The sequence below is a fragment of the Pseudomonas sp. GP01-A4 genome, assembly GCF_058780865.1.
Window position 1 is genome coordinate 1 of record NZ_JBYSWF010000119.1, and the last position, 11,443, is coordinate 11,443.

The window sequence follows — 11,443 nt, forward strand, 5'->3', positions numbered from 1 at the left end:
TGTCCACTAAAAAATGGTGTCCACTATCTTGGCCAATTTGGAGGGCTGTCAGGAGAGGGTGCTGGCCGGACGGTTACGGTATAGAAGCCCGCCGGGTGCTGATACTGCACTTCGCCCTGATAGATATGCTTCGGAATCCCCGGCAGTTGGTTGTCGCCGAAGGTAGGGTCGTGGCGGTAGTAGAAGTCGTTATAGGTGTACACCTGGCGCAGGGTGATTTTTTCACCCGAGGTGTTTTCCCACAGGCGTGTATTCAAGCCGGCCTCGATCCCTTGGTGGATCGTCGGCGTGGCGTTGAATGCACCGGTGACCGCAGCAGCTGTGGAGGTGGCCGGGATGATCTGCACGTTGAGCAATTCATCTTTCACCCATGAGCGGTAGAGCGCCAGGCTGCCGTCGAAGATGCCCGACGAACCCTTGATCCCGACTTCCACGGTATTGGCTTTCTGTTCCACCAGCGGCCGTACGTACGGCGTGGTCGGCCCGGAGCCGGAGTATTCCCACGACGCCGGTGGGTCGACGGAGCGGCTGACGTTGGCAAACACTTGCAGTTGTGGGTTGAACTCGTAACGCACGCCCACTCGCGGTGCCAGGCTCCAGTTGTCGTAGGTCACATCGCTCGGGTAGGTGGTGGTGTTGGCCACCAGGGCTTCCTTGACGTCGGCATGGCGGCGCACGTTGATCGCCGAGACGCCACTGGTCAGCCACAGGCCGTCCACCAGTTCCAGGTCGTTGCCCACGGAGAACACGTGATCGAACGAGGAGCTGTAGTCGACGAACTTGCGCGTCTGTTTGTTGGCGAAGGTGGAGTCGACCTGGCCCTTGAGGTGCTCGGTGGAGGTGAAGGCCAGGCTGGAGCGGCTTTCGTGGCCGAACAGGGTGTCGCGGCGGTCGTAGTTGATCACCGCGCTCAGGTCATGCCAGTCCCAGTAGCTGGGGTTGCTCGGGCTGTTCGGGCTGTTGTTGTGGGCGTACTGGTAGTAGACGAAACCCACCGACAGGGTGGCGTCGTCCTCAAAGGTGTAGGTGGTCTTGCTGCCCAGCCATACGCTGCCGGGGCGACGGCTGCCGGCGCCGCTGCTTTCGGCGGTGGCACTGGCGCGGTCGGAGTGGTGCTTGACCGCATCCAGGGTGGTGGCGCTCGGGTCGTTGTGGAACTCGTCGCGGTAACGCAGCATCACCCGGGTTTCGAGTTGCGGGCTGAAGCGGTAGCCAAAGTTGGCCACCACGCCCTGGCTCTTCGACAGGCTGTAGTCGCGGTAGCCGTCGCTGCGGTAGTTGTCGGCATTCAGGTAGTAATCGAACGCACCCTCGACGCCGCCGACGCTCAGGCTTTGCTTGTTGTAGCCGTAGCTCCCGGTTTCCGCTCGCACCCGCAGCCCGGGTGCGGTGTAACCGGTCTGGTTGACGAAGTTGATGGCGCCGCCAAGGCTCAGTGCGCCGTACTGGAAGGCGTTGGCACCCCGCAGGATCTCGGTGTAGTTCACCCCCGAGCCGTTGAGGAATTCGTAGGGTGTGCCGCCCGGGCCGGTGATCGGCAGGCCGTCGAACAGGAACTTGATGCCCTCACGGAAATACCCCGGCGAGGTGTTGGCGCCCGAGCCACGGATGGAGATCTTGGCCGCGTCGTTGCCGCCGGTGGACTGCACGAACACGCCCGGCTGATAGGCGAGGGTGTCCTGCAAGGTGGCGGTGCGTCCCTTGGCCACTTGTTCGCTGTCGACCACGCTGGTGCCGCCTGGCACTTCGGACAGCTGACTTTTGGCTGCCTCAACGGGCGTGATTTTTTGTGCTTCTACTGTCACCGTCTTTAGCCGTGTTCCGGTCGTCGGTGTGACCTCATCATCTGCCTGCACACTGGCGGAAAAAACCAGGGCTGAGCCCAGCCCCACCATCGCCAGCCAAGTTGCTTGCCGCACGGCAAGTGTCAACTTTTGCAACTCTCCCCGAAAGATTGGATCCATTAAGCGTGTTCCTTGTGAATAGATAAAAGAGCCCCAGCTTTCTATTCGAATAGTCATGCCTGTTTCGCTCTGAGCAGTTTCTATGCCAAGACTATTGGCCAAGGAATACGGGCGCTTAGTTAAGGTTAAGTGTTCTGCGGGATACTTTGTTTTGAATCGGTGTTTGATTCTCAACAGTCAACTTTAATGCCTGGGATTACCGCAGCTGTCGCGAACGCAACAGTTGATAAGCAGTGTGTAAGGCTACCAACAATTCCGGGGTGTATAACGGGTATAACCATATAAGTGTTTGGCAGTGTTCGCCTCGTTTTACAAGGGTTTTGCGCTGGTTTCGTGGTCAATATGGCGTTTCTTGAAGACTGGCATGCTCACTGCATTACACCCCGTAATTGCAAACTTTCAGTGTTCATCGAGTTCCTCTAAGGAAGTGTCATTGATAACCATCCTGAAACTTTCGGCGGTTATTTCGCTGTGCCTGGCAGTCAATGCCTGCTCACCGGCTGCGGCACCGAAACATGAAACGTCTGCGGCTGATGGCACGGTCACCAACGGTGTAGTGACTTATTCGGCGACGGACTTTCATGAGTCGTCACCGGGGCGCAGTGGCGGAACTTTGCGCGTCTCAGCCGCCTCCGACGCCGGCAGTTTCGATGTTCACGCACTCTCTAACGGCAACATCCAGTGGATGGGCCGGATTCTCTTCGATTGCCTGGTGTACCAGGACGAGCAGGGCAATATCAGCCCGTGGCTGGCCCGCTCCTGGGACATCTCCGACGACGGCAAGACCTACACCTTTCACCTGCGCGACGACGTGACCTTCAGCGACGGCGAGAAATTCAATGCCCAGGCGCTGCAAACCAACCTGGAACACATGCGCGACCCGGCGACCAAGTCCCCACTGGCCGCGGCCTATATCGCGCCGTACCTGGATGGCAAGGTCATCGACGACTACACCTTCGAAGCCCATTTGCGCGAACCCTATACGCCGTTCCTGGATGTGCTGGCGCAGTCCTGGCTGAGCATGATCTCCCCCAGGCAGATTCGCGAGGCGCCGAAGACCATCGCCGAGCACCCCATCGGCAGCGGGCCGTTTACGTTGCAGAGCTACACCCGTGACCAGGGCGCGGTGTTCATCAAGCGCCCCGGCTATAACTGGGCGCCACCGGTGACGCGCCACGCGGGCGAAGCCTACCTGGACCGTATCGAACTGAGCTACGTCCCCGAAGCCATGATCCGCTTCACGGCGCTAGAGTCCGGCCAGTCGGATTTCGCGCTTGATGCACCGGCCCAGAATGCCGCCGCCATCCGCGCCAACCCCGACCTGGTGATGCGCAGCCGGATTCGCAAGGGCAACCCGAGCCGTGGCATCGTGTTCAACGTCGAGCAGGCGCCATTCGACGACGTGCGAGTACGTCGCGCCGTGGCCAAAGCCGTCGACCGCGAAGGATTGGCGTGGATTTCCGGCTTCGGCGAATACATCGCCAAAGCCGATTTCCTGGCGGCGAATACCCGGTTTTATCAACCCAACAAAGAGGCCCTGGCCTACGACGTCAAGGCGGCCAATACCTTGCTCGATGATGCCGGTTGGACAGGGCGCGACGCCCAGGGCTATCGGACCAAGGCCGGGCAGCGCCTGAAGGCGACCTTGTTGGCCTATAGCAGCCCGGCCTTTCCCGGCAGCGTTTCGGTGGCCATCCAGGCCGACCTGAAAAAAGTCGGCTTTGAGATGACCGTCGAGATGCTGCCGCTGACCCGGGTGATCGAGAGGCGCTATGCCGGTAAGTTCCAGGCGATGGCGGACGGTTACTGGCACACCAACACACCCGACGGCATGTTCGTGCTTTATCACAGCGAGTCCATCAGCACCGATAAAAGGATCGGCCAGAACGTTGGACGCTTCCGTGATGCCGAACTGGATCGCGTGCTCAGCGCCGCTCGCCAATCCCGCGATCCGGTTGAGTTGCAGGCGCTCTATGGCGAGGCACAAAAGCGCCTGACCGAAACCGTGCCGTCGGTGCCTTCGGTGGAAGCCCAGGTACTCACCGCCTATGGTCGACAAGTCCAGGGCGTGATTTTCGATACCTCCCACAACGTACCGTTCTTCACCAGCATCTGGCTGGACCGGGGGCAACCATGAGCCTGTTCAAATCCATCGCCTGGCGCCTGCTGGCGGGCATTGGCGTGCTGTGGGGCGCGGCGACGCTGACGTTCCTCGCGGTCAATTTCAGCGGCGGTGACACGGCGCTGGCAATCCTCGGCGGGCCGGATTCGATGCCCACCCCGGAGCTGCTGGCCCGGGTGCGTGCCGAGTACGGCCTGGACCAACCCCTGATAGTGCAATACGGCAATTACCTGGTGCGCCTGGCCCATGGCGACCTGGGCGAGTCCTATCGCTTGCGCATCCCGGTGCAGCAGGCGATTGCCGAGCAGATCGGTGCAACCATTCAACTGTCCCTGAGCGCGGCGTTGCTGGCGGTGGTATTGGCCCTGGTGTGCGCGATCCTCACCGCCAACCGTTCGCGTTGGGTGCGTTCAGCCGTTTCAGGCAGCGAGCTGGTGCTGTCTTCAGCACCTTCGTTTGTGATCGGGATGCTGTTGTTGCTGGTGTTTTCGTTTCATTGGCACTGGTTGCCGCCCTCCGGTTCCGTTGGCTGGCGCTCATTGATCCTGCCCTCGATCGCGCTGTCGTTGCCGGTGGCGGCAGTGCTGACCCAGCTGTTGCGCCAGTCCCTGGAAGACACCCTCGAACAACCCTTTATTGCCATGGCCCGTGCCCGTGGCTTGTCCGAAACCGCTGTGCGCCTGCGTCATGCCTTGCGCCATGCGCTGGTGCCGTTGGTGACCCTGGCCGGGTTCGTGTTCGCCAGCCTGCTGGGCGGCGCGGTGGTGGTGGAATTGCTGTTTGCACGCCAGGGCATCGGGCGCTTGATGCTCGATGCCACCAGCAACAAAGACGTGCCGGTGGTGCTGGGCGTGACCTTGCTGGCCGCCACCGTCTATGTGCTGGTGAACCTGGCCGTCGATTTGATCAACCGCTGGATTGACCCTCGGGCCAACCAAGCGTGAGTGCCTTTGAAGAAGGAAAAACCATGAGTGCTTCGATCCCCGCTGAAGTGAGTTATGCCGACTTGCACCAGCGTTTCGCTGACGTATTTGCCCGGATAGCCGACACCGCCGTCGTCCGCGAGCAGCAACGCGAGCTGGCCCATGACGCGGTGGCTTGGCTGCGCGAGGCCGGCTTTGGCGCACTGCGTGTGCCGCAGGCCTTGGGCGGCCTGGGTGCAAGCCTGCCGCAGCTGTTTCGCCTGTTAATTGAGCTGGGAGAGGCCGATTCAAACCTGCCGCAGATTGTGCGCGCGCATTTCGGGTTTGTTGAAGGCCGGCTTTCCAGCCGTGACAGCGAGTCCCAAAATTACTGGTTCGCCAAAGTCGTCGACGGCGAGTTGTGGGGCGCCGCCATGGCCGAGCGCACCGACACCACCCGCAACTCGGTGACCCTCAGCGCAGTCGACTCCGGCTGGCAGCTGGACGGCGAGAAGTACTACTGCACCGGCACGCTGTACGCCAACTGGATCGCGGCCGTGGCCCTGGATGGCGAAGATTTTGTCAGCCTGGCGGTACGCACCGACGCGCCGGGTGTCACCGTCGAAGATGACTGGGACGGCTTTGGCCAGCGACTCACCGGCAGCGGCACTACCCGCTTCAAGGCGGTGAACGTACCGGAGCAGCACATTGTGCGGCGCTTCAAGAAAGACGAACTGCGCGCCGAGTCCTACCTGAGCGCTTTCTACCAGTTGTTCCACCTGGCGACCCTGGCCGGCATCGCCAACGCCGTGCTGCGTGACGCCACCGAATTCGTCAAGGGCCGCACCCGCGCGTTTGGTGTGCCGGGGCAATCGAGCCCCAAGGATGACCCGCTGGTGCAGCGGGTGATCGGCCGCTTGTCGAGCCTGGCCTATGCCGCACGCACCCAGGTGCTGGCCGTCGCGGAGGTGCTGCAGGACGTGCACGAAGCGGAGCAGGGCGGGCACGCAACCGAACAGCATTACACCGAGGCCGAGATTCGCGCTTTTCAGGCGCAACAGATCGTGCTGGAACAGGTACTGGAAGCCACCACGCTGCTGTTCGAAGTCGGCGGCGCCTCCGCCACCAGCGAGTCGCGTCGCTTCGACCGGCATTGGCGCAACGCGCGAACCCTGGCCTCCCACAACCCGGCGATCTTTCGCGAACGGGCACTGGGCAACTACTACCTCAATGACGTCACCCCGAACGCCGCCTGGCGCAGCCTGCAAGCCGCCGACGCCGAGCAGCAGGCCGCCCGCGACGAAGCGAGTGCGGTATGAGCCATCAACCCTTGAAGAAAAAAGGATCACCCATGCGTTACCGCCAACTGGGCAACAGCGACATCCAAGTCAGCGTGCTGGGCCTCGGCACCATGACCTGGGGCCACCAGAACACCGAAAACGATGCCCATCAACAGATCGACCTGGCACTGGCCGAAGGTATCAATTTCATCGACACCGCCGAGATGTACCCCACGCCCACCAAGGCCGAAACCTGGCGCACCACCGAGCGTTACATCGGCAGCTGGCTGGCGGCCAGTGGTCGACGTGACGAGGTGATCCTGGCCAGCAAAATCGCCGGCCCGGCCCGTGACCCCAGCAGCCAGCAGCACATCCGCGACGGCCTCAGCCGCCACGACCGGCGCAACATCGTCGAAGCCCTCGACGGCAGCCTCAAACGCCTGAACACCGACTACCTCGACCTGTACCAACTGCACTGGCCCGACCGCACCACCAACATCTTCGGCCAGCGCGAATACCCGTATCAGGCAGACACCCAGAGCGTCGCCATCGAGGAAACCCTGGCGGTGCTGGCCGATCAGGTCAAGGCCGGGAAGGTGCGCCACATCGGGGTTTCCAATGAAACCCCGTGGGGCGTCGCCGAGTTTCTCAAGCAAAGCGAACGCCTCGGCCTGCCGCGCATTGCCAGCGTGCAAAACCCCTACAGCCTGCTTAACCGCCTGTACGAAGGAGGCCTCTCGGAGTTCACCCATCGCGAAGGCGTCGGGCTGCTGGCGTACTCGCCGCTGGCCTTCGGTGCGCTCACCGGCAAGTACCTCGGCGGCGCACGGCCCGAGGGCTCGCGGCTGTCGGCGGTGTACCGCACTTTCAATCGCTACGACAGTGCCTCGGCCCAGGAGGCCATCACCGGCTACGTGGAGATTGCCCGGCAACATGGCCTCACCCCGGCCCAACTGGCCCTGGCCTTCATCATCGACAAACCCTTCGTCACCAGCGCACTGACCGGGCAAACCAGCCTGGCGCAATTGCGCGACAACCTCGGCGCGCTGGACGTGACTCTTGGCGATGAGATCAAGGCGCAGATCCAGGCCATCCACCAGCGCATTCCCAACCCCGCGCCCTAGCACCAGGAGCCTGGCATGACGCAAACCATTGAAACGTTGATCGGCAATCGCCCGTTGCGTCTTGTCGGGTTTACCCAACTGCGGCCGGGTCTGTTGCTCGCCGGGGTATTTGTCGGGCTGTTGCTGTTGGCCGCTGTTGTTCCGCACTGGCTGGCCCCGTATGACCCGCTGGAGGCGTCGGCGCGCATGGCGTTCCAGGCGCCGAGCAATGTGCATTGGCTGGGCACTGATGAGAACGGGCGCGATGTGCTCAGCCGATTGATTTATGGCGTGCGTTCGTCGCTGTTCATGGGCCTCGCCGCCACCGCGCTGGGCCTGGCCTGGGGCACCTTGCTCGGCTTGATCGCAGGCCTTGGGCCGCGCTGGCTGGACAGCGCATTGATGCGCGGGATCGACGTGCTGCTGTCCTTTCCCGACCTGTTGCTGGCGCTGGTGATCATCACGTTTTTCGGCCAGGGCACGGCCAATCTGATTCTCGCGATAGGCATTGCCGGTGTGCCGCGTTATGCGCGCCTGGTGCGGGCGCAAACCCTCAGCGTACGTAATGCCGGCTATGTCGAATCCGCCGTCACCCTCGGCCAATCGCAGCTGGCGGTGGTGCTGCGGCACATCCTGCCGAATGCGTTCAAGCCCGTGTTGATCCTCGCCACCATCGGCATCGGCGGCGCGATCACTGCCGGTGCCGCCTTGAGTTTCCTCGGCTTCGGCGCACCGCCGCCTGCGCCGGAGTGGGGCGGGATGATGTCCATCGGGCGCAGCTTCCTGGCCAATGCGCCGTGGCTGGTGGCCTGGCCCGCCCTGATCATCACCCTGACCGTTGTTTCCATCAGTGCCATCGGCCGCGAACTCTTGCGCCGCAGCGAAGGAAAGCCTCTATGACGATGAACATCCATACCCTCGGCCCGCTGGTCGATATCCGCGACCTGACAGTACGTTTCGGCCAGGCCGAGCCAGTGTTGCACGGTGTCAGTCTGCAGTTGAGCCGGGGTGAATGCCTGGCGCTGGTGGGGGAGTCGGGGTCCGGCAAAAGCGTCACCGCCCGCACCCTGGCTGGCCTCACCGGCAAGGACGCCCATGTCCAGGCCGCCAAGCTGGCCTTCCAGGGCGTCGACCTGCGCCAGCTCAACGAGCGGGCCTGGCAGCAACTGCGCGGCGCGAGCATCGGCTTTGTGATGCAGGACGCGTTGGGCGCGCTGGACCCGCTGCGCCGCGTCGGTGCCGAGATCGAAGAACCGTTGCACCTGCACACCGCATTGGGCCTGGAAGCGCGCCGCCTGCGGGTGCTGGAACTGCTGCGGGATGTCGGTGTGCCGGAACCGGAACTGCGCGCCAGCCAATACCCCTGGCAACTTTCCGGCGGCTTGCGCCAGCGGGCGCTGATCGCCTCGGCGATTGCCTGCAATCCGCGGCTGATCATTGCCGATGAACCTACCACGGCACTGGATGCCACGGTGCAGGCCCAGGTCATCGCCCTGCTGGAGAGCCTGCGCGGTGAAGACAATGCACTGCTGATGGTCAGCCACGACCTGTCGGTGGTCTCGCGCCTGGCCGATCGCGTGGCCGTGATGCGCCACGGGGTGATCGTGGAGGAGGGCAGCACCGAACAGGTCCTGCAAGACCCGCGTCATCCGTATACCCAACTGCTGCTGCGGGCCGCCAAGGCTGTGCACTTCCAACCTACGCGCCGGTTGCTCACGGCGGTGGAGCCCGAGCCGGCGCCCCAGGGCGAAATACTGCTTGAAGCACGCGAGCTGTCCAAAACCTTTATCGGCCCCGACGGCAAAACCCGCACGGTGCTGAACCAGGTGTCGCTACAGCTGCGTCGCGGCGAGACGCTGGGGGTGGTGGGCGAATCGGGTTGCGGCAAGACCACCTTGACCCGGCTGATACTCGGCCTGGAAACCGCCGATGCCGGCGAGGTGTGGATCAATGGCCAGCGCTGGTCCGACCTCGACGCCAGGCAAAAACGCGAAGCCCGGCGTGCGGTGCAAGTGGTGTTCCAGGACCCGCTCAGCTCCTTCGACCCACGCTACACCGTGCAGCGTGTGCTGTTCGAAGCGCTGGTGGTGGCTGGCGTACCGCGTCATGCCCGGCGCGACCGTGCCCTGGAACTGCTGGAACTGGTACGCCTTGATGCCAGCGCCTTGTCGCGCCGGCCGATCGAACTTTCCGGTGGCCAGCGCCAGCGCATCGCGATTGCCCGAGCGTTGGCGTCCGAGCCGCAGATCCTGATCTGCGATGAACCGGTGTCGGCGCTCGACGTGTCGGTACAGGCACAGATTCTCGAACTGCTCGACGACCTTAAGCGCCGCCTCGGCCTGGCCTGCCTGTTCATTTCCCATGACCTCGGCGTGATCAACCACGTCAGTGAGCGCGTGCTGGTGATGAAGGCCGGTGAAGTGGTGGAGTCCGGCTCGGTACGCGCGGTGTTCGACCGTCCGGCCCATGCCTATACCCGCGCGCTGATCGATGCGATCCCGACCCTTGAAACCGACTACACGCCGATCCCGTTCTACCTGAATGTAGCGATCTGACGTATTGGAAAACGTATCTACGAAAGGAGTGCTCCTGGTGCCCAAGCAACTGCACGTGAATTTGTTTGAGATGAACTGCGTCAGCCACATCGTCCATGGTTTGTGGGTGCACCCGGACAACAACCGGCACCGTTTCAATGACCTGGACTATTGGACCGAGCTGGCGCAGTTGCTGGAATACGGCACCTTTGACGGCGTGTTCCTGGCCGATGTGATTGGCACCTATGACCGCTTTCGCGACGGCCCCGAGACCTCGCTGCGTGAGGGCATGCAGATTCCCAGCAACGACCCGCTGCTGGTGATTCCGGCGATGGCCGGGGTGACCAAGAACCTGGGTTTCGGCGCGACCTTTTCCACCACCTACGAACCGCCCTTCGCCTTTGCGCGGCGCATGAGTACGCTCGATCACCTGACCAAGGGGCGGGTGGGCTGGAACATCGTCACCTCGTATTTGCCGAATGCGGCGCGCAACTTCGGGCATGACACTGAGGTGGTTCACGATCACCGCTACGAGATCGCCGATGAATACCTCGACGTGCTGTACAAGCTTTGGGAAGGTTCCTGGGACGATGACGCGGTGATTGTCGACCGTGAGCGTCGGATCTACACCGATCCGGACAAGGTGCGCTATATCAACCACGTGGGGGAGCACTTCAAGGTTGCCGGCCCACACTTGTGCCAGCCTTCGCGGCAGCGTACGCCGGTGTTGTTTCAGGCTACGGGGTCACCGGCCGGGATCGAGTTTGCCGGGCGGCATGCCGAAGTGGTGTTTACCGGTGGTAATGATGCGCCGGCGGTGCGGGCGAATATCCAGGCGATGCGGCAGAAGGCAGTTGAGCATGATCGCGATCCGGCGGGGTTGAAGTTTATTGTGATGGCGGGGGTGATCGTTGGGCGGACCGATGAGGAGGTGAGTGCCAAGCTCGACAGTTATCGCAAGTTGGTGAGTGTCGAGGCGTCGCTGGCTCACGGGCAGTCGGCGATTGATTTGACGGCGTATCCGCGGGATACGTTGATCAGTGATCTGGTGAGTCGGCAGGTCAAGGGGTGGGAGAGTTTGAGCCGGTACAAGGCGGACTCCACTGTTGGGGCGGTATTGGCGCAGTTGGGCGGGTTTAATCGCGAGCGGTTTTTTGTCGCGGGTACGCCGACGGTGGTGGCGGACGCGATTGAGAAATGGCTGGATGAGGATGGGATCGACGGGATTAACCTGAGGCAGTATTTGTCGTTTGAGACGGCGCGGGACTTTATTGAATTGGTGGTGCCGGAGTTGCGTCGTCGGGGGCGGTTTCGTGAGCGGTACAACGAGGGGGAGACGTTGCGGGAGCGGTTGTTTGGGGCTGGGCGGGCGCGGTTGCCGGGGGACCATTTTGGGGCGCGTTATCGGGATCCGGCGGCGTTGCTGAAGCCGGCGTTGCCATTGCGGTTTCCGGCGTGAGGTTTGTGTACATATCCGTTGCTGCGGTAACGGCGGCTTATGGTTCCGCTCTTACAGCGGGTCACTTTTGGCAAACGCC

At 62.6% G+C, this 11,443-nt stretch carries 8 protein-coding genes; 7 read left to right on the plus strand and 1 reads right to left on the minus strand.

Translation table 11 applies throughout. The features are described 5' to 3' along the window. Positions 1-23 precede the first annotated feature (23 nt). Positions 24-1,805, minus strand: coding sequence for a TonB-dependent receptor family protein (locus tag AC3WKX_RS33300; RefSeq protein ID WP_256579847.1), 1,782 nt, complete (start codon positions 1,803-1,805; stop codon positions 24-26). A 586-nt stretch (positions 1,806-2,391) separates the two neighbouring features. Here AC3WKX_RS33300 and AC3WKX_RS33305 point away from each other — a divergent pair. From AC3WKX_RS33305 to AC3WKX_RS33335, 7 genes are read left to right on the plus strand one after another with little or no spacing between them, the layout of a single operon-like run. After that, positions 2,392-4,101, plus strand: a complete 1,710-nt coding sequence (locus tag AC3WKX_RS33305; protein ID WP_404942415.1) for an ABC transporter substrate-binding protein — start codon at positions 2,392-2,394, stop codon at positions 4,099-4,101. Then, complete coding sequence (locus AC3WKX_RS33310; protein WP_087694256.1) at positions 4,098-5,030, plus strand: ABC transporter permease; 933 nt, start codon at positions 4,098-4,100, stop codon at positions 5,028-5,030. Before AC3WKX_RS33305 ends, AC3WKX_RS33310 begins: the two co-directional genes overlap by 4 nt. 23 nt (positions 5,031-5,053) lie before the next feature. Then, positions 5,054-6,307, plus strand: a complete 1,254-nt coding sequence (locus AC3WKX_RS33315) for an acyl-CoA dehydrogenase family protein (RefSeq protein ID WP_102606418.1) — start codon at positions 5,054-5,056, stop codon at positions 6,305-6,307. A gap of 32 nt (positions 6,308-6,339) precedes the next feature. Next, positions 6,340-7,392, plus strand: coding sequence for an NADP(H)-dependent aldo-keto reductase (locus AC3WKX_RS33320; protein WP_087694258.1), 1,053 nt, complete (start codon positions 6,340-6,342; stop codon positions 7,390-7,392). 15 nt (positions 7,393-7,407) lie between these two features. Next, the gene (locus AC3WKX_RS33325) at positions 7,408-8,271 is read left to right on the plus strand and encodes an ABC transporter permease (protein WP_102606419.1); all 864 of its coding nucleotides are present in this window, start codon (positions 7,408-7,410) and stop codon (positions 8,269-8,271) included. Then, a complete protein-coding gene (locus tag AC3WKX_RS33330; protein ID WP_102606420.1) occupies positions 8,268-9,926 on the plus strand; it encodes a dipeptide ABC transporter ATP-binding protein in 1,659 nt (552 codons plus the stop codon). Before AC3WKX_RS33325 ends, AC3WKX_RS33330 begins: the two co-directional genes overlap by 4 nt. A 37-nt stretch (positions 9,927-9,963) precedes the next feature. Next, the gene (locus tag AC3WKX_RS33335) at positions 9,964-11,364 is read left to right on the plus strand and encodes an LLM class flavin-dependent oxidoreductase (RefSeq protein WP_008431781.1); all 1,401 of its coding nucleotides are present in this window, start codon (positions 9,964-9,966) and stop codon (positions 11,362-11,364) included. Positions 11,365-11,443 lie beyond the last annotated feature (79 nt).

Coding starts and splice junctions, on each gene's coding strand:
- AC3WKX_RS33310 (WP_087694256.1), top strand. CDS start 4,098: ATGAGCCTGTTCAAATCCATCGCCTGGCGCCTGCTGGCGGGCATTGGC.
- AC3WKX_RS33315 (WP_102606418.1), top strand. CDS start 5,054: ATGAGTGCTTCGATCCCCGCTGAAGTGAGTTATGCCGACTTGCACCAG.
- AC3WKX_RS33320 (WP_087694258.1), top strand. CDS start 6,340: ATGCGTTACCGCCAACTGGGCAACAGCGACATCCAAGTCAGCGTGCTG.
- AC3WKX_RS33325 (WP_102606419.1), top strand. CDS start 7,408: ATGACGCAAACCATTGAAACGTTGATCGGCAATCGCCCGTTGCGTCTT.
- AC3WKX_RS33330 (WP_102606420.1), top strand. CDS start 8,268: ATGACGATGAACATCCATACCCTCGGCCCGCTGGTCGATATCCGCGAC.